Annotated in this window: 14 protein-coding genes; 9 read left to right on the forward strand and 5 right to left on the reverse strand. The window is 67.9% G+C overall.

Annotated elements, in window-relative coordinates:
• Window positions 1–36 precede the first annotated feature (36 nt).
• The 7 genes from GBZ48_RS09255 to GBZ48_RS09285 all read left to right on the forward strand — a co-directional run bounded on the left by GBZ48_RS09255 (window position 37) and on the right by GBZ48_RS09285 (window position 5,788).
• Window positions 37–1,215, forward strand: a complete 1,179-nt coding sequence (locus GBZ48_RS09255) for an ABC transporter substrate-binding protein (RefSeq protein WP_174470776.1) — start codon at window positions 37–39, stop codon at window positions 1,213–1,215.
• Between the two features lie 61 nt (window positions 1,216–1,276).
• Window positions 1,277–2,155 carry a branched-chain amino acid ABC transporter permease gene (locus tag GBZ48_RS09260; protein WP_174470777.1) on the forward strand — a complete coding sequence of 293 codons (879 nt, stop codon included), beginning with the start codon at window positions 1,277–1,279 and terminating at the stop codon, window positions 2,153–2,155.
• An 11-nt stretch (window positions 2,156–2,166) separates the two neighbouring features.
• On the forward strand, window positions 2,167–3,123 hold the full coding sequence (locus GBZ48_RS09265) for a branched-chain amino acid ABC transporter permease (RefSeq protein ID WP_246307090.1): 957 nt from the start codon (window positions 2,167–2,169) through the stop codon (window positions 3,121–3,123).
• Entirely contained in the window at window positions 3,110–3,835 is a 726-nt protein-coding gene (locus GBZ48_RS09270; protein ID WP_174470779.1) for an ABC transporter ATP-binding protein, read from the forward strand. The genes GBZ48_RS09265 and GBZ48_RS09270 overlap by 14 nt, the downstream gene beginning before the upstream one ends.
• Window positions 3,832–4,554 carry an ABC transporter ATP-binding protein gene (locus GBZ48_RS09275; protein ID WP_174470780.1) on the forward strand — a complete coding sequence of 241 codons (723 nt, stop codon included), beginning with the start codon at window positions 3,832–3,834 and terminating at the stop codon, window positions 4,552–4,554. Before GBZ48_RS09270 ends, GBZ48_RS09275 begins: the two co-directional genes overlap by 4 nt.
• An 11-nt stretch (window positions 4,555–4,565) precedes the next feature.
• The gene (locus GBZ48_RS09280; RefSeq protein WP_246307091.1) at window positions 4,566–5,012 is read left to right on the forward strand and encodes a PaaI family thioesterase; all 447 of its coding nucleotides are present in this window, start codon (window positions 4,566–4,568) and stop codon (window positions 5,010–5,012) included.
• Complete coding sequence (locus tag GBZ48_RS09285) at window positions 5,009–5,788, forward strand: oxepin-CoA hydrolase, alternative type (protein ID WP_174470781.1); 780 nt, start codon at window positions 5,009–5,011, stop codon at window positions 5,786–5,788. The genes GBZ48_RS09280 and GBZ48_RS09285 overlap by 4 nt, the downstream gene beginning before the upstream one ends.
• 27 nt (window positions 5,789–5,815) lie before the next feature.
• On the opposite strand, the gene GBZ48_RS09290 is transcribed toward GBZ48_RS09285, so the two are convergent.
• Window positions 5,816–6,034 (reverse strand): hypothetical protein, encoded by a 219-nt coding sequence (locus tag GBZ48_RS09290; protein ID WP_174470782.1) that lies wholly within the window; start codon window positions 6,032–6,034, stop codon window positions 5,816–5,818.
• A gap of 234 nt (window positions 6,035–6,268) precedes the next feature.
• On the opposite strand from GBZ48_RS09290, the gene GBZ48_RS09295 reads away from it, so the two are divergent.
• Both GBZ48_RS09295 and GBZ48_RS09300 read left to right on the forward strand, forming a co-directional pair.
• On the forward strand, window positions 6,269–6,709 hold the full coding sequence (locus GBZ48_RS09295; RefSeq protein ID WP_244592578.1) for a response regulator: 441 nt from the start codon (window positions 6,269–6,271) through the stop codon (window positions 6,707–6,709).
• A gap of 192 nt (window positions 6,710–6,901) precedes the next feature.
• The gene (locus tag GBZ48_RS09300; protein ID WP_174470783.1) at window positions 6,902–7,315 is read left to right on the forward strand and encodes a hypothetical protein; all 414 of its coding nucleotides are present in this window, start codon (window positions 6,902–6,904) and stop codon (window positions 7,313–7,315) included.
• Window positions 7,316–7,384: 69 nt separating this feature from the next.
• Here GBZ48_RS09300 and treY read toward each other — a convergent pair whose 3' ends face one another.
• The 4 genes from treY to GBZ48_RS09320 all read right to left on the reverse strand — a co-directional run bounded on the left by treY (window position 7,385) and on the right by GBZ48_RS09320 (window position 18,179).
• Window positions 7,385–10,165 (reverse strand): malto-oligosyltrehalose synthase, encoded by a 2,781-nt coding sequence (treY, locus tag GBZ48_RS09305; protein ID WP_174470784.1) that lies wholly within the window; start codon window positions 10,163–10,165, stop codon window positions 7,385–7,387.
• A 51-nt stretch (window positions 10,166–10,216) separates the two neighbouring features.
• Window positions 10,217–15,823 (reverse strand): malto-oligosyltrehalose trehalohydrolase, encoded by a 5,607-nt coding sequence (treZ, locus tag GBZ48_RS09310; protein ID WP_174470785.1) that lies wholly within the window; start codon window positions 15,821–15,823, stop codon window positions 10,217–10,219.
• 120 nt (window positions 15,824–15,943) lie between these two features.
• Window positions 15,944–16,252, reverse strand: a complete 309-nt coding sequence (locus GBZ48_RS09315; RefSeq protein ID WP_098737678.1) for a hypothetical protein — start codon at window positions 16,250–16,252, stop codon at window positions 15,944–15,946.
• Between the two features lie 241 nt (window positions 16,253–16,493).
• Complete coding sequence (locus GBZ48_RS09320) at window positions 16,494–18,179, reverse strand: calcium-binding protein (RefSeq protein ID WP_174470786.1); 1,686 nt, start codon at window positions 18,177–18,179, stop codon at window positions 16,494–16,496.
• Between the last annotated feature and the right edge of the window lie 83 nt (window positions 18,180–18,262).

Consider the following 18,262-nt stretch of genomic DNA (forward strand, 5'->3'; position numbering starts at 1 on the left):
CCTCAAAAAGCAATGCCCACGGGAGGGAACCAAAGCATGACCCGGACGCTCGCCAATCTCGTAACCGTTTCGGCCCTCGCTCTGTCGGCGGCGCTCGGCGCCGGGACGGCGCAGGCCAAGGACTTCCTGCTGGGCTCCGAACTGCCGCTGACCGGCAGCCTCGCCCGTGTCGGCCAGGGCATGCATGAGGGCATCTCCGTCGCCGTAGAGATGGCGAACAGGAATTATGCCGGCAGGCACAGCTTCAAGGTCCAGACCATCGACGACGAGACCTCGCCCGCCAAAGGTGTGGCGGCGGTGGAGAAGCTGGCCGGTGACGGTGTGGTGGCGATCACCGGCGGCTATGGGTCCAACATCATCGGTCCGGCGTCGGAAGCGGCGCAGAAGGCCGGGCTGGTCTACATCACCTCGGGCGGCGTCTCCCCCGAACTGACCCAGCGCGGCTATCCCACCTTCTTCCGCATCAACAACACCGACGGGTATGCGCTCGCCATGATCGGCATGTTGCAGGAGATGGGTGCGAAGAAGGTCTCCATCGTCTATCTGAACAAGGACGCCACCAGCAGCCTCGCCAAACAGGTCAACAGCGCGCTGACCGCCAAGGGCGTCACGGTCGGCATGCACGAATTCGACGGCTCAACCAGCGACTTCAAGCCGCTGATGAACAAGGTCAAGCTGCAGGACCGTCCCGACGTCATCGCCATGGTCGGCTACGAGAACGACTATGTCGGCATCCTGCGCGCAGCCAAGGTGCTGAAACCGCAGGTCAAGGCGGTGGTCGGCGTCTGGTCGCTCGCCACCGCGCAGATGGCCAAGGAATTCCCCGACCTGATGGAGACTGTCTACGGCACCTCGATGCTGCCCTACCCGGTGGAATTCACCCAGCCGGAAGCGGTTGAGTTCGCCGCCACCTATAAGAAGCTGTTCAACAAGGATCCCGACTATCTGGGCCAGTTCGGCTACGTCCAGACCCGCCTGCTGATCGACGCCGTCGTCCGCGCCGACGAGGCCGGGACGCTCGCCAAGGGCGGCCTGCCGGACGAGTTGCGGAAGACCGACGCCAACACCCTGATCGGCCGCGTCACCTTCGACAGGAACGGCGACAACCTGAACTTCACCCACCGCATGGGCCAGCACCAGGGCGGCAAGGTGGTCCTGGTCTGGCCGAAGGACGCCGCCAACGGAACGATGAACTTCCCGGCAGTGCCCTGGTGAGCGAGACCGCCTTTCCCAAGCGGGGAAAGGGGATGAGGCCACCTCCAACAGGGTGCAACCCATGTTCGAACTGACGCTCCAGGCACTGTTCTCGGGCCTGCTCGCCGGCGGCTATTACGCCACCGTGGCGGTCGGGTTGGCGCTGGTGTTCGGGACCATGCGGGTCATCAATCTCGCCCATGGCGAGCTGGTGCTGCTGGCTGCCTATGTCGCCTATGCGGCGGAAACCAATTATGGCGTCAACCCGGTGATGGCGATCCCGGTGGCGCTGGTGATCGTCGGGTCGGCGTCGGCCATCGTCTATGCGCTGCTCAGCCGCATCCGGCAGGACCGCGAGATCAACTCGCTGATCCTCACCTTCGGGCTCGGGATCATCCTGACCAACGCCATCCTGTCGATCTGGAAGGCCGACATCCATTCGACCTCCGATCCCTGGTTCCAGGATTCGCTGGTCGTCGCCGACACCCTGTTCGCGATGAATGCGGAGGTCGCCTCCTTTGTCGGTGGGCTGGTGCTGATGGCCGGCGTCTGGTGGTGGCTGAACCATTCCTGGCAGGGGCGGGCGGTGCGGGCGCTGTCGTCGAACCGGGCGGCGGCGACGCTGATGGGGGTCAATCCGCGGAAGATCGAGATCCTGTCCTTCCTGATCGCCGCGCTTCTCGCCACCTTCGCCGGCTTCGCCATCTACACCGGCAAGACCGTCTTCCCGGCGCTGGGCCATGTGCTGACGGTCAAGGCCTTCATCATCACCGTGCTGGCCGGCATGGGCTCGATCCCCGGCGTGCTGATCGGCGCCGTCATGATCGGCGTCATCGAATCGCTGACGGTCACCTACCTGTCGGCCTCGTTGCAGGAGCTGGCTGGAATGATCCTGTTCCTGGTCGTGCTGTTCGTCTCGCCCTCGGGCCTGTTCGGCGGGGGGAGGGCACTGGCGCGATGAGCAATCCTTCGATGAACCGTCTTCTTCTGATCGCCGTACTCGCCGTCGCTTATGTCGGCGTGCCTTTGCTGTTCGGCGGCAATGCCTATGTGCTGGGGCTGATCGTCGCGGCGCTGACCATTGCTGGAGTGGCGGTGGCCTGGGCACTGCTCGGCAATCTCGGCGGCATGGTCAGCTTCGGACACGCCGCCTTCTTCGGGGTCGGCTCCTACACCTCCGCCGTGCTGGCGATGAAGCTGGGCGTGCCGGTCTTCGCCGCGATGCTGCTGGGCGGGGTGGGGGCGGCGGTGTCCTCCATCGCCATGCTGCCGGCGCTGCGGCTGCGCGGCCCGTACTTCGCCCTCGCCATCCTCGCCTACGCCCACATCTTCCAGATTCTGACGACCGAGATGACGCCGGTCACCGGCGGGGCCGGCGGGCTGCTGTCGATCCCGCGCTTTCCGAAAATCCTGGGCTTCGATTTCGGCGAGAAGCTGGGCGGCTACCTGATCGTCCTAACCGTCGTCGTGCTGGCGGCCCTCGCCTATGACGCTATCCGGCGCAGCACCTGGGGCCTCGCCCTGAAGGCGATGCACGACACCGAGGTGGCGACCCGCGTCGTCGGCGTGCCCAGCACCCACCTGAAGGCGGCGATGCTGGTGCTGTCGGCCTTCATCACCGGGGTGGTCGGCGCCTTCAATGCCCATTTCATCAGCTTCCTCGACCCCGATTACGCCTTTTCCAGCGGCTGGACCGTGCTGCCGATCGCCGCGGCCATCTTCGGCGGCTACCGCACGGTGTGGGGGCCGGTGGTGGGGGCCTTGGCGATCTATCTGGTCGACCAGCTGCTGTTCAAGCCGATCCTGCCGCACGGCCACCAGATGATCCTGGGCGTGCTGCTCTGTGCCATGATCCTGCTCAGCCCCGGCGGCCTGATGCCGGCCTTGCGCCGCCGCCCGGTGAAGGAGGGCCGCCATGCTCACGCTTGAAGGCGTCCAGGTCAATTTCGGCGGCGTCCAGGCGCTGAAAAGCGCCAGCTTCTCCGTCGCCGAAGGAGAAAGCATCGGTCTGGTCGGCCCCAACGGCGCCGGCAAGACCACGCTGTTCAACGTCATCTCCGGCGTGGTGCGCCCCACCGCCGGGCGGCTCGACTTTCGCGGCACCTCGCTGCTGAAGCTGCCGGAATGGAAGCGGGCACGGCTCGGCATCGGCCGCAGCTTCCAGATCCCGCGCCCCTTCGGCCACTGCACGGTGCGGGAGAACCTGTTGGTTGCCCAGCGCTTCGGCGCCGGCAAGAAGGATTTGAGGCGGATCGACGAGATCCTCGACATCCTGAACCTGCGCGACAAGGCCGACCGCGACGCCACCAGCGAATTGGCCCTGACCGAGCACAAGGCTCTTGAGGTCGGCAAGGCATTGGCGACCGAGCCCAGCCTCCTCCTGCTGGACGAGGTGCTGGCCGGACTGGAAACCAGCAGCAAGCGCGCCTTCATGGAACGGCTGGCGGCAGTGCGCGACCGCTACCGCCTCGCCATGGTCATCATCGAGCATGACATCGCCACCATCGCCGCGCTCTGCCCGCGGGTGCTGGTGCTGAATTTCGGCCAGATCATCGCCGACGGCTCCCCCGGCGCGGTGTTCCGCGATCCCGACGTGATCCGCAGCTACACCGGCGAGACCACCCTTGCAGAGGCATCATGACCAACGCACTCGACATCCTGGCGCTGCGGGCCGGCTATGGCACGATCAACGTGCTGTGGGACGTCTCGCTGTCGGTGGAAGCCGGCAAGACGACGGTGATCGTCGGCCCGAACGGTGCCGGCAAGACCACGCTGTTGCGCGCCATCATGGGGCTGGTGCCCGCCGCCTCCGGCGACATCCGTGTCGACGGGCAGAGCCGCAAGACGGTGAAGACCTGGGACCGGGTCGCCGACGGGCTGGTGATGATCCCGGAAGGCCGGATGATCTTCCCCGACATGACGGTGGAGGACAATCTGATGATGGGCGCCTTCCCGCGCGGCTGCCGCAAGGACTGGAAGCGCAACAAGGCGATGGTCATGGACATGTTCCCGCGGCTGGCGGAGCGCCGTGGGCAGATCGCCGGCACCCTGTCGGGCGGCGAGGCGCAGATGCTCGCCATCGGCCGCGGCCTGATGGAACAGCCGCGCGTCTGCCTGATCGACGAGCCGTCGCTCGGCCTCGCCCCCGTGGTGGTCGACGAGATCTTCCGCATCCTGGCGCGGCTGCGGGCGGAGGGGCTGACCATCCTGCTGGTGGAGCAGAACACCAGCCGCGCCCTGAAGATCGCCGACCATGTCTATCTGATGCAGTCGGGCAAAGTGGTTCTGTCCGAACGCGGCGACCGGGTGGACCTGGAGCGTCTTCACGCGCTTTACTTCGCGCACGAAACAGCCGCGTGATGGGGCAGGGGATGGACGAACAGGGTATGAACGATCTGCTGAACGGGGAGCCGGAATCGGGCTTCCAGCGCCTGCTGGGCTACGCCTTGAGTCGCTGGGAGGAGGGCGAGGCGGAGCTGACGATGGCTATCGACGACCGCCACCTGAACCGGGCCGGCGTGGTGCATGGCGGGGTTCTGGTGACGCTTTTGGACACGGTTTCCGGATTCTCGGCAACATACTGTCCCTTCCCCGGCCGGGTGCGGCGGGTGGTGACGCTGTCCCTGTCGACGAGCTTCCTGGGTCAGGCGCGCACCGGTACGCTGGTCGCCACCGGCCGGCTGCGCGGCGGCGGGCGCAAGATCATCGGCATTGCGGCGGAGATCCGCCACGCCGATACCGGCGCCCTGATCGCCACGTCGGAAGGCATGTTCAAATACCGGCCGGGCAGCGAAAACCGGGAGGGAACCGAGCTATGAGTGGACAACTGACCGTCGCGCGCCAGGGCCGCGTGATGGTGCTGACGATGGACGACGCGGCCACCAAGAACGCGCTGGGGCCGGAGATGATGGCCACCGCGCGCGATGCGCTGGTGCAGGCGGCCGAGGATCCGGGGGTGGGCGCCATCGTCCTGACCGGTGCCAATGGCACCTTCTGTTCCGGCGGCAACCTGGGCCGGCTGCTCGGCAACGCCAAGGCCGACCCGGAGGTGACGCGCACCAGCCTGGAACGTTTCCACGGCTGGACCCGCGCCATGCGCACCTGCCCCAAGCCGGTGATCGCCGCCGTCGAAGGGGCTGCTGCCGGAGCCGGGTTCTCGGTGGCGCTCGGCTGCGACCTCATCGTCGCGGCGGAGGATGCCGTGTTCACGCTCGCCTACGTGAAGGTCGGTCTCAACCCCGACGGAGGGGCGTCGGCCTTCCTCGCCCGTGCGGCGACGCCGCAGCTGGCGGCCGAGATCATGTTTGAAGGCGGCAAAATCGGTGCGGCGCGACTGGCCCAGCTCGCCATCGTCAATCGGGTGGTGGCGCCCGGCGCCACGCTGGCCGAGGCGCTCGCCTGGGCTGGTCGGCTGGCGGACGGGCCGACGCTCGCCATCGGCCGGGCCAAGCGGCTGATCGAGAGCGGCTTCGGCGCGCCCGACGACCAGCTCGACCGCGAGGCCGCCTTCTTCGTCGAGGCCCTGCACGGGGCGGAGGCGGCGGAGGGAATCACCGCCTTCTTCGAGAAGCGCGCGCCGAATTACCCCCGCTGAACCAGAAGGTTGCGCCTGAGCTTATCGTCAGGCCAGCAGCGACAGGGTAGGATCGGGCGGGGTGGGCGCGGCGTTTTCCAGGGCGCGGACGATGTCCGACGGCGCCCCGGTCAGCCGTAGCGGCTCCGCCCGGCCGGCGAAATACAGATCGGTACTGCCGTCGCCCCCAGTGCGCAGATAGGCGACGGCGATGGGGTTCACCAAAACGGTTTCCCCGGACGTGTCGGTCAGTTCGACGAATGCCATTGCGTGTATCCTCTCTCGCGTCCGGGTAAAACGCTCTGCGATGGTGTATGTTTCCAACCCGGACGTTCAGTAGGGCGCCATGACCGGAAGGGGGTACCCCTTCGACCTCTTGAACGGAGCGGAACCGCGACAAACATGGGCGGTTCAGTTGATCGAAGCCGAACAGGCTTCGGAAACCGGACGGAACGGGCTATAAGCCCGCACCGTCATTCAAGGGAGCATGCCGTCTTGAAGGTGCTTGTCGTCGAGGACGATCCGCTGATCGGTCCGGCCGTGAAGGCCGTTCTGGAGAATGCGGGCTATACCGTGGTTGGACCGCTGCGCGACGCCGCCAAGGCTACGCGGGTCGGTGCCCGCGAATGTCCCGAACTGGCGCTGGTCGACGTCAATCTCGCCGGTGGGGAGAATGGCTTGGTCCTGGCCCGTCGCCTGTGGGAAGAGAATGGCATTCCGTCGCTGCTGATGACCGGCTTCGATCACCATGCGGCGGAAGCCCGCGCCTTCGCCATGGGCCTGCTGCGCAAGCCGGTGATGCCGGACGCGCTGGTCCAGGCTGTCGGCGCCGCCGGGGAAATCCTGGGCGGCCTGCGCCCGTCCTCCACGCCGGCCGCGCTGGAGATTTTCCACGGCTCCGCCGCCATGGCCGCCGGCCTGCCGAAGGCGCGCACGGCCTGACCGTTCACCGTCCTTGAGATGCCGGAAAACGCCCGCCCCCTCGGCGGGCGTTTTCGTTTCGACCTGCCGCGCAATCATTCCTGGCCGGGATTGTTGGTGTGATGGCAAGCGGGGACGAACCGGACCCCAAGGGACAAGTTTTCGGCCCGCCGCCATCCGGCGTTGACGGGCCGCCCAGCGAAAGGAATCCTCATGAAGAGCCTGATGATCGGCGCCGCCACCGCTCTGGCCCTGATGGCCGCCCCGGCCTTCGCCGCCGACAGCGGTTCAATCTCCGGCAGCCCGGCGGCCAACAGCGCCGGCTCAAGCACCAATTCCAACCAGACCAACCCACCCTGCACGTCGAACAACCAGCTCGGCTGCGGCAGCATGGGCGGCGTGGACAGCAAGAGCGGCGCCACCAGCGGCTCGTCGTCCAGCGGCTCGTCGCTGGGCAGCGGGTCGATGGCCGGTTCCGGCTCTTCCAGCTCGACCAACGGCACCGGCGGCAACAGCCTGGGCAACAGCGGCTCGATGGGCACCGGTTCCGACGGCCCGGTCGGCACCCAGCAGCCGTCAGGCTCGATGGGCGGTTCGTCCACCGGCACCGGCAGCACCGCCCGCTGATCCAAGCAGTACGGTAAAGAAGAAGGGCGCGCGGTCACCCGCGCGCCCTTTCCCGTTCCAGGCTGGTCGTCAGCCCTTGTTGGACAGCAGGGCCACCGGTAGGTCGGCGAACAGCCTCGCCGCCATCACGGCATCGCCGCCTTCAACCTCCGCCCCCGTGAGGCGGTTGCGCCAGCCGGTGCCGCGCGGCAGCGGAATGGCGGTGTTGCCCCAATCGGGGTTCTCACCCAGCTGCCCGACCAGCCGCGGCACTGCCACGACCACGGTCTCGTCCCCATTGCGGCGGGCATAGGCCACCACATGGTCGGCACGCTCACCGGTCGCTTCCAGCGGCAGATACTCGCCGGCGCTGAAGACCTCCGGCATCTCGCCGCGGACCGCCAGGGCCTGCCGGGTCACCGCCAGCTTCACCGCACCGTCGGTCCAGCGTTCCAGCAGGCCGGCGACCGCGCCATGCTCCACGACACCCTCGACCTCCTCCAGCAGCTCGCGACGGGCGTCATAGTCCACCGGCAGCCGGTTGTCCGGATCGACGAGGCTGAGGTTCCAAAGCTCGCAGCCCTGATAGATGTCGGGCACGCCGGGGCTGGTCAGCTTCAGCAGGGCCTGGGCAAGGCCGTTGACCATGCCGATGCGCGCCAGCGACGCCTGGAAGGGCAGGAAGACCTCAAGGAAGGCATTCCGGCGGGTCACGTCCAGCGCATCGTGGATGAAGCTGACGACCGCGCCTTCATAGGCCTCGTTGGGCGCCGCCCAGGTCGAATGCACCTTGGCCTCACGCATCGACTTGGTCATGGCGCCGACGATGCGCTCGGCGAAGGCCGTCATCGCCGGCTGTTCGATCCGGTCGACCGACGCTCCGGTCAGTTCCGCCGGCCATGCGCCGAGCAGCAGCTGGTAGAACAGATACTCGTCGTTGCGGTCGGGCGGGGCGGTGCCCTCCACGTCGCCGCGGCGGGCGCGCAGAAGCCGGCTCCAGGTCTGGACCTGCCGCTCCCACTCCTCCGGCATCTCCGACAGGGCGTAGAGCCGGGCGCGGGTGTCCTCGCCGCGCTTGGTGTCGTGGGTCGTGCTGGCCAGCATGTTGCCCGGCCAGTTGCGGGCCCGGTCCTGGTTGGCCCGGTGGAAGGCGGAGACGCTGACGCCGAAATGGTCGGGATGGCCGCCGACCTCGTTCAGCGCCACCAGCCGGTTGTAGCGGTAGAAGGCGGTGTCCTCCAGCCCCTTGGCCATCACCGGCCCGCTGTATTGCTGGAAGCGCATGGCGAAGCGGGTGACCTGCCGGTGGCTGTAGCCGCTCTTGGGGGCGGCCACCAGATCGGTGGTCAGCAGGCGTTGCAGGAAATCATAGACCGAACCGTCTGGCCCCTGCTCGACCCGCCGCGCCTGGGAGATCGCCCAATCGATGTCCCGGCGGTCCAGATCGCTCGGCACGCCGCCGTCGACATAGGTGCGATAGACGGGGAAGCGGGCGATGGTCTCCTTCAGCGCCTGATGCAGGATGTTGGCGGTGAAGTCGGCGGTGGCCGGGTTGGAGCGGGCGATGCGCGCCGCCTTGCGCGACAGCACGTTCAGCTCGCTTGCCATTTCGCTTTCCATGATGCGGATCTTGCACTGCCGCACCACCTCTTCGAAATTGTCGCGCCGTCCGATGAAGTCGCCATAGAGACGGGTGAAAGCCTCCTCCGCCTTGGGATCGACGAACAGGCCGCCCATCAGGTTGGCGTATTCATAGCCGGTGGTGCCGTCTATCGGCCAATCCTCGCGCAGCCGCTCATGCCGGGCCAGGATCTTCTCGACCACCAGATAGAAGGGCTTGGAGGACGCGGCGACCAGCCGCTCGCAATAGCCCTTGGGGTCGATCAGCCCGTCGATGTGGTCGATGCGGATGCCGTCGAGCGTGCCGTCCGCCACCATCCCCAGCACCATGCGGTGGGCGACGTCGAACAGCTCCGGCTCGTCCATGCGCAGGCCGGCCAGTTCGTTGATGTTGAAGAAACGCCGGTAATTGATGTCGTCGGCAGCGACCTTGAAATAGGCGACGCGCCAGTTCTGGCGGCCGATCAACTCGTGCAGGTGGCCCCAGCTGTCGATCTCCCCCTGATAGCCCCGGAAGACGGACAGCCGCTGGGCAATCGCATCGGCCACGTCCGGCCGTGTCGCCACCAGCGTCGCCAATTCCGCCTTCTGAACGCCGGCCCGCGCGATCTGATGCGGCCGGGCGTAGGCAAGATGGGCGAATGCATCGCCGATGCGCTCCAGATCCGGGTGATCGCTGCCCAGGATGGTGCCGTAATCCTGCGGCCGCACCGGCAGCTTGTGGCTCTCATAGGCCCAGACGGCGAAGCTGCCGGTTTCCGGATCGAAGCGCAGGTCCAGCCCGCCCGACACCAGCACCGCGCCATACTGGTCGCCCAGGAAGGGCACCAGAACCTTGCCCTGGAGATAGCGGTAATCGGATTCCCATTCGATGTCGAAATACCCGGCATACGGGCTTTCCGGCCCCCACTCCAACACGTTCAACCACCATTCGTTGTCGGAGCCACCGACCCCCATGTGGTTGGGAACGAAGTCCAGGATCTGGCCGAGCCCGTTGCGCTTCAGCGCCTCCACCAGATCGCGGAAGTCGTTCTGGTCGCCGACCTCCGGGTTCAACTCGTTGTGGTTGACGATGTCGTAGCCGTGGGTGCTGCCCGGCCGCGCCTTCATGTAGGGGGAGGCGTAGAGATGGCTGACGCCCAGGCGGGCGATGTAGTCGGCGATGGCGGCGGTACGGTCGAAGCCGAACTCGCCATTCAGTTGGACCCGGTACGTCGCACGAGGGATGGGCTTGCCGGCGGCGGGGGCCATGGGTGTGTGCTCCTCGGAATGGGAAGGGCGGAGTGGGAAAGGACCAGGGTGTCAGGTGCGGACGGGGGCGGAGGACGGTCGTGCCGCCGCCAGGATGTCGGCGACCGCCGCAGGCTCCGGCGCGTCGGCCAGTTCCTCCAGCGTCATCGACAGCTTGCGGCGCCAGTTGGGGTATTGGTCGGTGGTGCCGGGCAGGTTGACCTGATCGCGCTCGCGCGTCAGGTCGTCCAACTGCGCCACCGCCAGGGCGGAACTGGTGCGGGCGAGGAAGGCGTGCACCGCATGGTCCAGCGCCTCATCATAGGGGCTGTCCGGCGTGAGGCCGGCGGGCAGGGCGATCCCGGCGGCGCGCAGGGCATCGACCAGGGCGCCGCGGTCGGCCGAACGGCGGGTTTTCTGCTTCTCCTCCTCGTCGTCGGCCGGATAGAGGCCCGTCTCGGCCTTCAGCGTGATGTCGTCGCCTTCCCACCAGCCCCGCAACGTGGCGAGGTCGTGGCTGCCGACGGTGGCGAGCGCCAGTTCCGGATACTCCTCCGGCCCCTTGAAGGCGCCGTCCTCGGTCCATTCGAAGAAGACGACGCGGTAGCTCAGCACCCCGGCCTCGGTCATCCGCTCGCGGAAACCCTCCGGCACGGTGCCCAGATCCTCGCCGACGACAAGACAGCGGTGACGCTGGCTTTCCAGGGCCAGGATGCCCAGCAGATCCTCCATCGGATAGGCGACATAGGCGCCTTCGCCCGGCGGATGGCCGTCCGGGATCCAGTAGACATGCTGGAGCGCCATCGCATGGTCGATGCGCAGCGCCCCGGCATGGCGCATGTTGGCGCGGACCAGATCGATGAAGGGCTGATATCCCGCCGCACGCAGCGCCTGGGGGTGGAAGGGCGGCAGCCCCCAATCCTGGCCGGCCGGGTTGAACAGGTCGGGCGGGGCACCGACATGGGCGGCGTCGACCACCGCCTGCGGCGTCATCCAGGTCTCCGCCCCGCTGGCATCGGCGCCGACCGCAAGGTCGCGGTAGAAGCCGATGGCCATGCCGAGTTCGGCGGCCCGCTCCGCCGCCAGGCGCAGTTGGTCGTCCGCCAGCCATTGCAGCCAGGCGAAATAAGCGACGCGGTCGGCATGCTCCCTGGCGAAGCGCTCAACAGCCGGCGCCGTCGCGTCGTGGTAGTCCGCCGGCCAGCGGTGCCAGTCCGCCTTGCCCTCGGCGGCGAAGCGTTCGCGCAGGGCCTGGAAGGTGGCGAAGCGCTCCAACCCGATGCCGCCCTCGGTCCGGAAGGCATCGAAGGCGGCGCGGCGGTCCGGCTTGGCCGAGGTCCGGAAGCTGGCGAAGAGCTTTTCCAGGATCGGCAGCTTCAGCCCGGACACCGCCGTGTAATCGACGTTGGCGGAGGCGCGGGCCGCGTCCAGCGTCTGGCGGAACTCGGGTGAGGCCACCTCCTTCCGCAGGTCCGCATCGTCGAGGAATTCCGCCACTGCGGTGACGTCGATGTAGAGCGGGTTCAGGAACAGCCGGCTGGCCGGGGAATAGGGGCTGGCATGTTCGGGATTGTCGAGGAACATGGCGTGCAGCGGGTTCAGCCCGATCACCGCCGCCCCACGCGCCGCCGCGATGTCGGCCAGCGTCCGCAGGTCGCCGAAATCGCCAATGCCCCAGTCATGCCCGCTGCGCAGGGTGTAGAGCTGCGCCGACAGGCCCCACAGCTTTTCCCCCACCAGCATCGGCGTCGGCAGATGGCAGCGGGCGGGCGCCAGGATCAGGCGGGTTTCCGCCGTGCCATGCTCCGTTTCCACCCGCAGCGTGTGGTAGCCGGCCTGGGCCACTTTGCCGAGCGGCAGGCGCCGCTCGGCATAGGTCACGTCACCGGCGGTGATGCAGCGGCAGCGCGGCAGGCTGCCGAAGCCGACGACGCCGCTCTGCGTCTCCCCGCTTTCCAGCGTCAGGGTGTAGCGCAGGGTGCGGGTGCCGTGGGGCAGGGTGACCGGCACGGTGACCGCCTCGCCCGCCCGGCGGACCACCGCCGGGGGCAGGGCGCGGCCATACTCCTCCTCGTCCAGCCAGTCGAGATAGGCGAGCGCGGCGGCCTCGTCCCCCGCCTCCACGCCCATGGCCGACAACAGGGCGCGGACGGTGTCCTCGCTGGCCGTCACCGTTTCCCCGGCTGCATTGTCGAAGGAACGCTCCACCCCCATGCGGTCGGCCAGCCGGTCGAGTGCGGAGGCTTCCTCCAGCCATAGCACCACCGACCATGGGCCGAGCGTGTCGCCGGTCAGCCCGGCACCCTCAGTCCACAGCACGCGGCCTGTGACCTCGGGGAAGCCGGCGGCCGGGCTGTCGGCCAGATTGGCGAAGGCATGCAGGCGGCTACCGTCGCCCAGCTTCCAGCAGACGGTCAGGCCGGTCTTGCCGGCGACGCCGTGGCTCGACGCACCGCCGGGAACGCCGTCCAGCCGCGGCACGATCTCCGTCCGCCGCAGGGCCAGCGCCCGGCGATACCAGTCGAGCCAGCCGGCATGCTCCGGTGCCTCGCGGGCCTCCCAGTCCAGCTTGGCCGACTCCGCGGTCTCCGGCGCGGTGGGGTCGGGGATGCGGGCACGGGCCTCGGGGTCTTGGAATTCGGGGAACTTGGCGAACTCCTCCGCCCGGCCCTTGCGTACCGCCTCGGCCAGTTCCTCGCCGAAGTCGCAGAAGAAGGGGAAGGGCTTCGCCGATGCCCATTCCTCGCCCATGAACAGCATGGGGATGCCGGGCCCCAGCAGATAGAGGATGGTGGCGGCACGTACGGCCTCGGGCTTGGCGATGTGGGAGATGCGTTCGCCGAAGGCGCGGTTGCCGATCTGGTCGTGGTTCTGGATGAAGGTGACGAAGGCGGTCGGCGGCAGGTGGGCAGACGGCTCTCCGCGCAGCTCGCCGTCGCGGTAGGCCGACGGCTCGCCCTGGAAGGCGAAGCCCTCCGCCAAGGTGCGGCCCCATTTGGCCGGATCGTGGGCGTAATCGGCGTAGTAGCCGCCATCCTCGCCGGTCGCGGCACTGTGCAGGCAGTGGTGCAGGTCGTCGTTCCACTGGGCTGAGTGCCAGCGCGGGTCGCCCTCGCGATGGCGGGCCAGGAAGCGCGCTTGGTTGGCGTCGTTCTCCAGCACCAGATGGACATGGCGCTGGTTCTGGAAATGGCTGTGCACCCGCTCCGCCAGCTCCTCCAGGACATGGCGGTCGCTGTCGTCGATGATGGCGTGGACCGCATCCAGCCGCAGGCCGTCGAGGTGGAATTCCTCCAGCCAGTAGAGCGCGTTGTGGACGAAGAAGTCGCGCACCGGCCCGCTGCGCTCGCCATCGACGTTGATTGCCGCCCCCCAGGGGGTCTTGTGACGATCGGTGAAGAAGCTGTTGGCGAAGGCGTGGAGGTAGTTCCCCTCCGGCCCGAAATGATTGTAGACGACGTCGAGGAAGACCATCAGCCCGCGGGCATGGGCCTCCTGCACCAGAACCTTCAGGTCCTCCGGCCGGCCATAGGCGCTGTCGGGGGCGAAGGGCAGCACGCCGTCATAGCCCCAGTTGCGCGTTCCGGGGAAGTCGGCGACCGGCATCAGTTCGATGGCGGTGACGCCCAGCTCGACCAGATCGTCCAGCCGCTCGATGGCCGACAGGAAGGTGCCGCCGGGCGTGAAAGTGCCGACATGCAGCTCGTACAGCACCGTCTCGTGCCAGGGCCGGCCGGTCCAGGCGGCATCGGTCCAGGCATGGACGCCGGGGTCGATCACCTCCGACGAACCATGAATGTCGTCCGGCTGGAAGCGGGAGGCCGGGTCCGGCACCGCCAGCCCGTCCGGCAGCACGAAGCGGTAGCGGCTGCCCGCCTGCGCCCGCGCGGTGGTCAGGCTGAACCAGCCGTTGCCCTGGTCCTCCATCGCCACCGGCTGGCCGCCATCGTCGAGCGACAGCAGCACGGACGCCACCGACGGCGCCCACAGGGAGAAGCGAACGGAACCGTCGGCCTGCACCTCCGCCCCGAAGGGCATGGAGTGGCTGCGGCGGCGCTCGTCCACCGGGGCGATGCGGTCACGGTCGCGGCTGGCGATCTCCGGCCCGGCATCGGCGCGGATGATGGCGGTGACGCCGGCCAGCGGGATCGCCACCCAGCCCGGCCGGTTGGCAAGCTCGTAACCGACCTCGTACAGCGCCTTCTCCAGCAGGAACAGCTTCAGCAGCGCCGGGGCCGCCTGGGCATCGCGCGGGAAGCCGGGGCAATCGCCGATAGCAGCGCGATAGCCGTCGAGAAAGGCGGCCGATGCCGCCCCCTCCCACCAGGAAAGCCACGCCGTGCGGGCATCGCGCGACGGTGCGTCGAGGCCCGACGGCATCGCGTCGCGCGCCATGGCCGCGGCATAGGCGACGGAGCGCAGCATCCCGGCGACATCGCGCAGGATGCAATGCTTGGCCCGCCGCTCGGCCAGCGGGCGCATCGGCTCGCCTTCGAAATCGACGATCTGCACGTCGCCGCGCGACACCAGCACCTGCCCCAGGTGATAGTCGCCGTGCAGCCGCATGGCGCTGAGATCGGCGGTCGCCGGGATCAGCGCGTCGATCTGCGCCATCACCGCCGCCTCGCTGGCGGCAAGCGCGTTGGCCTGTGCCGAAATCGCCGGGTCCAGCGCCGGACCCGCAGAACGCAGCCGTTCCAGCACGCGCTTGGCCAGGGTGCGCACGCCGCCCGCCCACTCCGTCAGCCGCTCCGCCGTCGCCGGTTCTGGCGTGAAGGCGTCGCCGCCGCCGGGGGTGGCAAGCGCCCGGTGCAGCTCCGCCGTCCGCTGCCCCAGCAGGCGCAGGAAGGCAACGCTGTCGGCATCGCCGGCCTTGGCCGCGTCGGTGTCTTCGAAGCGGGCGACACGGTCGTTCAGGTAGCCGGTGACGTGCCCCCAGGCGTCCTTCGCCTCCGGCACCAGCTCCTGCATGACACACAGCGTGGTGGAGCCGGAGCTGTTGGCCCGCTCGACCCAGCCCAGCAGGGCCGGCGTGTTGGGGAACTGGGCCACTTCGGTCAGGAAACGGCTGACCTCCAGTTCGGGATGGATGCCGGGCTCCAGCTTGCGCAGGCCCTTCAGGATGGCGGTGTCGCCGATGCGGATGGAGGTGTTGGACTGCTCCGCCGTCATCCGGTGCAGCGGGGCGTCGACGCGCAGCCGGTCGGCCATCGCCTCGCAGGCACGGGTGTGGCCGGCGGTCAGGCCGGCGGACAGCGCCGTTTCACCGGGCACCGTGTCGCGCTTCAGGATAGCGCCCAGCAGCGCGCGGACCACGCCGTCATCGGCATAGCCGTCGCGCAGCCGGCCGGGACTCTGCAAATCCTTGGAACCGGCAATCGCCGAGGCATCCTCGCCGGTGCCGCGGTCGAGGATCAGGGGAAGCTGATAGAGCTGAGGGTCACGCCCCGGCGGCTCGACCCGCAGCAGGCAGAGCTGGGCCTGCGCCCCGCCGGCCAGCGGCAGCGGCAGGGCATCGACAATGCGCACGACCGGCCGTCCGGCGTCCTTCGCCGCATACCAGCGGCGGGTCAGCAGATGGTCCGGCAGCAGATCGTCCTGGAGACGGGACAGAATCTCGCTTTCCAGCGGGTTCGCCAGCACGGTCGGCTGGGCATGTGGCTGCGGCGCAGTGGGCACGAGGGCTCCTCCCCTGTTGAGCGCTGGGTGGCACGTCGCTCAAACAGCACGGAGGGAAGGAGTTCCCGCACCCGCGAAGCCGTTTCCACGAACGACCGCGCCCTTCTCCCAAAAGAGTTGTCAGACGGTTCGCGGGTGATGCGGCAGATGGGCGATGCGGCCGATCCTCTCGGCCACTTGAAGGGCCTCGACCACATCGTCCAAACGCCCGTCGCGCATAAGGTTGTGCGCGTGGGTGTTCAGCGCGGCGACGACGGCCCGTTCATCGGACACCCCGCGGGCAGGCTGGCCGTCTGGGTCGAGCACGGTGGCACCCAGCGCCGCCATGGCCTCCGCAGTCAGGTTTACGGCCTCCGACAGGGCCTCTTCGTCGTCATCCGCGGCGGTCAGGATCGGTTCCAGAAGCTCCGCAAGGAGACGGGGGGTCATGGTGCTAATCCTCGGTGACATTCTCAGGCCGTCCCCTTCGACGTCGGTGCTGCACGGTCTATCGGTACAACAGCCGGAACGAAGGAAAGGTCCGTCCCGCCGCGCCACCCGCGGCGCCGGCCGGACGGGTGGAGACGGCACATGGGAACCGGCAGAGCCACTGGCAAGCTTGGGCGTTCGTCAACTGCCCCGATGGGAGAGTTGCAGGACGGGACTGCCAGGCCCTCAGTCGGCCGTTCCGTCAGGTGGGGGAAACCGAGAACCAGCCGGCCGAGACCTGCCACTGCTTCACATTGTCGAGCGAGAGCGTGAAGCCGTTGCCGGTAACGCCCGGTGCCGGAAGTCCGAGTTCACCGTTGGTGAAGCTGGCCACCACGCCCATTCCGTCCGCGCGGTCGGTGAAGCGCGCCATGATGTCGGAAGGGCTGAGCGAGGTGTGGTGGAAGCTCAGCACATCGACGCCCGGCTGGAAATCCGTGACCGTCGTCACCGTCTTTTCCGACCACAGGACATAGGAATTGCCGCCGGGGCCCGGATAGGAGGTCCAGGCCTTCGGATCCTGCCAGAGCCGGTTCGGCGGAGAGCCGAGATCGACGAGAAAGGTGTCGGCACCGCCGCCGCCGGTCAGGCGATCGTTGCCGGTCCAGGCCACCAGCGTGTCGTCGCCGTCACCGCCGCTCAGCGTGTCGTTGCCCGACGCCACCCATGTGTAGAATCGCGCGTCGTTGTATCCGACCGCCAGCAGATAATCGTCGCTGGCGCCCCCCTCCACGACCGCACCGCCGCCACCGCCGAAGCCGCCGTTCAGCGTGTCGTTGCCGGCACCCCCCAGAAGGCGGATTTGGGTGTTGGTGCTCCCGGCGGAAATCCAGTCGTCAGCAGCGCTTCCCGTGATGGTCGGAACCGACGGATCGGTGATCGGATTGATGAACACCCGCATCCGCTCGACATTGGCCGGTATCGAATAATTGAAGTAGCCGCTGATGCCGTCCTCGATCAGGATAAGTTCGTCGGTGCCCGCATCGGTCGCTTCAGTCACCAGCACGCCGGCGGAATGGACGTAATAGGTGTCGTTGCCGCCTCCGCCATTCAGCGTGTCGTTCTGCGCACCGTACAGCGTGTCGTCGCCGGTTTCGCCGAACAGCCGGTCACTGTAGTCGCTGTAGCCAGTGTGGCCGCCGACCATCGTGCTGGTGGAAATGGTGTATCCGTCGATCCCGTCGAGTATGTCATCGCCGGATCCGCCATTCAGAATCCGGACATGGCCGGGCGCTCCGTCAAAAGCGATCCAATGGTCATTGCCGTCCAGCGCCGCCATGTCGTTCGGCATGCGGCCTTCGCGCCTGCCGAAGGCGTCGTAATGGGTGCGGGCGGTCATCCAGCCGGCATTCACCGCATCGCGGACATCCGGATAGGCCTGGAGATACCACGTCTCGTCAAAAGCGCCCGACGGGGAAGGAGGAAGCGGCGGAGTGGGCCTCGCATAGAAGGCCACCCCCTCGTAGCGATAGCTCGACAGGCTTGCTATCACCCCGTCCCGCTCGCTTTCGGAGGCGGTGAAGAAATGACTGCCGGTCGCCGTGTCGAGGAAGCGGTAAACGGGCTGGGAGAATTGATAGTCCGGGGTCGCGGAGACGAGGAAGGCCTGCGGGTCCTCCAGACGGTAATGGTCCGCCATGTTCTGGAGGATGTAGTCCCGTTCGGTGACGCTGGCGGTGTAGAAATGCTCCCCGGTGTCCAGCCTGACGAAGCGGGCCACCGACACCGGGTTGCTGGCGCCGCCACCCTGCAGGAAAGCGACGCCTTCATAGCTCATGTCGGCCATTCCGGCGATGATGCCGTCCCGCTCGGCCGTGCTCGCCGTGTAGAAATGCTCTCCCGTCCTGCGATTGAAGAAACGGAAGGCTTTTGAAGTCACCCCGTCCATCGCCGCATCCGCGATTGCCGCCGATCAACCCCCGGCAGGGTGGCGCAATAACCCTTCGGGAACAATGACCATTCCGTTCGCCG

Source organism: Azospirillum melinis (genome assembly GCF_013340935.1).
Classification (GTDB): Bacteria; Pseudomonadota; Alphaproteobacteria; order Azospirillales; family Azospirillaceae; genus Azospirillum; species Azospirillum melinis.

Coding starts and splice junctions, on each gene's coding strand:
- GBZ48_RS09270 (WP_174470779.1), top strand. CDS start 3,110: ATGCTCACGCTTGAAGGCGTCCAGGTCAATTTCGGCGGCGTCCAGGCG.
- GBZ48_RS09300 (WP_174470783.1), top strand. CDS start 6,902: ATGAAGAGCCTGATGATCGGCGCCGCCACCGCTCTGGCCCTGATGGCC.
- GBZ48_RS09265 (WP_246307090.1), top strand. CDS start 2,167: ATGAACCGTCTTCTTCTGATCGCCGTACTCGCCGTCGCTTATGTCGGC.
- GBZ48_RS09315 (WP_098737678.1), bottom strand. CDS start 16,252: ATGACCCCCCGTCTCCTTGCGGAGCTTCTGGAACCGATCCTGACCGCC.
- GBZ48_RS09280 (WP_246307091.1), top strand. CDS start 4,566: ATGGACGAACAGGGTATGAACGATCTGCTGAACGGGGAGCCGGAATCG.
- GBZ48_RS09260 (WP_174470777.1), top strand. CDS start 1,277: ATGTTCGAACTGACGCTCCAGGCACTGTTCTCGGGCCTGCTCGCCGGC.
- GBZ48_RS09285 (WP_174470781.1), top strand. CDS start 5,009: ATGAGTGGACAACTGACCGTCGCGCGCCAGGGCCGCGTGATGGTGCTG.
- GBZ48_RS09275 (WP_174470780.1), top strand. CDS start 3,832: ATGACCAACGCACTCGACATCCTGGCGCTGCGGGCCGGCTATGGCACG.
- treY (WP_174470784.1), bottom strand. CDS start 10,165: ATGGCCCCCGCCGCCGGCAAGCCCATCCCTCGTGCGACGTACCGGGTC.
- GBZ48_RS09320 (WP_174470786.1), bottom strand. CDS start 18,179: ATGGACGGGGTGACTTCAAAAGCCTTCCGTTTCTTCAATCGCAGGACG.
- GBZ48_RS09290 (WP_174470782.1), bottom strand. CDS start 6,034: ATGGCATTCGTCGAACTGACCGACACGTCCGGGGAAACCGTTTTGGTG.
- GBZ48_RS09255 (WP_174470776.1), top strand. CDS start 37: ATGACCCGGACGCTCGCCAATCTCGTAACCGTTTCGGCCCTCGCTCTG.